The following is a 1,518-nucleotide window of genomic DNA, read 5'->3' as shown; positions in this document are numbered from 1 at the left end:
GGGCCGTCGCCATCCCGGACACTTCGGTGTCCGGTGCTCGGACCGCTGCTCTTCGGATCTCGGCGCTGCGGCTGCGGCCGCCTGCGCGGTTGCGGCTGCGGCTGCGCGTAGGCGTACGGGTGCGGTCGGGGGCGGGGCCGGGGCGCGTTACGCGACGCCATGGGCGCGACGGCGGGTCCGGCGCACGAAGATCAGCCCGGCGGTCGCGACGGCGCCTGTGACCAGCAGCGGGGCCGCGATGGACGAGCCGCCGCCGTTCCCGCCCGTGGTGGTGGGCGGCACGCCGCCACCGCCGGCGTGCACCGGTCCGAGCGGCTTGTGGTCGGCCGCCCCGCAGTCCACCTTGAAGTTCTTGTGCTTGGGCACGCCGCCGGGGAACGTCCAGGTGAGGGTGTACGTGCCGTTGGGCAGCGACAGGTTCTGCGTCGCGCCGGCACCCTTCTTGAGCTTCAGCTGACCGGTCAGCGTCGGCTTGGTGGGGGCCTTGGGCAGGGGGGTGAGGGTGTAGGAGACGGCCGGCAGGGTCTGGAAGTTCGACGCGGCCAGGTTGAACGTGCAGACCTTGGGCGCGTCGCTCGTGTTGGCCGCGGGCACGCCCGCGGGGTGCACCTTGAGGACACCACTGTCGCCGGGTGCGGCGACGGCGGCCGAGGCGCACAGGAAGGTCGTGCCGCTGAGAACCAGCGTGGCCAGGGCCACCGCGCCCGTGCGGGGCCGGCGCGGGCGGGGAGATGCCGAGAGGGTCATGCGAGGCTCCTTCAAGCCGTGTGATTGTCATACTTGTGGGCCGATGGCCACTTGATGTCATGGTCTGGAGGCGAAAGTCCCAAGAAACTCTGACGGAGTGTGATATCCCACCCGAACAGCCCACGCCCGGGCCGCCCCGGGCCCGGCGGGCAGTCCCCGGAGCGCGACGACGTGCCCGGCGCGGGCCGGCCGCCGGGAGCTGGCATCATCGAGGGCATGGTGGAACGTGTGGTCGCCGCGTGCGACGGGGCATCGAAGGGCAATCCGGGACCCGCGGCCTGGGGCTGGGTCGTCGGCGACGGGGCGGGCGCGCCGGAGCGCTGGGAGGCGGGACCGCTCGGAACCGCGACCAACAACGTCGCGGAGCTGACCGCCCTCGAGCAGCTGCTCGGCTCCACGGACCCCGCTGTGGAGCTCGAGGTCCGGATGGACTCCCAGTACGCGATGAAGGCCGTCACCGAGTGGCTCCCCGGCTGGAAGCGCAAGGGCTGGAAGACGTCCGCGGGCAAGCCAGTCGCCAACCAGGAGCTGGTCATGCGCATCGACGCGCTGCTCGCGGGCCGCACGGTCGAGTTCCGGTACGTGCCCGCGCACCAGGTCGGCGGCGACCCCCTGAACGACTTCGCCGACCGCGCGGCCAGCATGGTCGCCCGGACGCAGGAGGCGGCGGGCTAGGCCTATGGCTTCGCCGCCTGGCTGAACCGGAAAGCTTTGGTCTGGACTCCTAGCTTCCGTGGATCCTGTAATGCGTCTTTTTCTTCAGAAAAGGGG

The 1,518-nt window shown here is 71.7% G+C and carries 1 protein-coding gene and 1 pseudogene; one reads left to right on the top strand and one right to left on the bottom strand.

All coding sequences use genetic code 11. From position 1 onward, the window contains the following. Positions 1-147: 147 nt before the first annotated feature. On the bottom strand, positions 148-747 hold the full coding sequence (locus JFN87_RS33115) for a hypothetical protein (protein WP_209346209.1): 600 nt from the start codon (positions 745-747) through the stop codon (positions 148-150). 204 nt (positions 748-951) lie between these two features. Between JFN87_RS33115 and JFN87_RS33110 the strand changes: the two are divergent. Then, a pseudogene (locus JFN87_RS33110) lies at positions 952-1,419 on the top strand (ribonuclease H family protein); the annotation flags it as partial. Positions 1,420-1,518 lie beyond the last annotated feature (99 nt).

This window comes from Streptomyces montanisoli (assembly GCF_017813245.1).
Classification (GTDB): Bacteria; Actinomycetota; Actinomycetes; order Streptomycetales; family Streptomycetaceae; genus Streptomyces; species Streptomyces montanisoli.
This window is presented reverse-complemented; position numbering and strand designations above follow the sequence as displayed.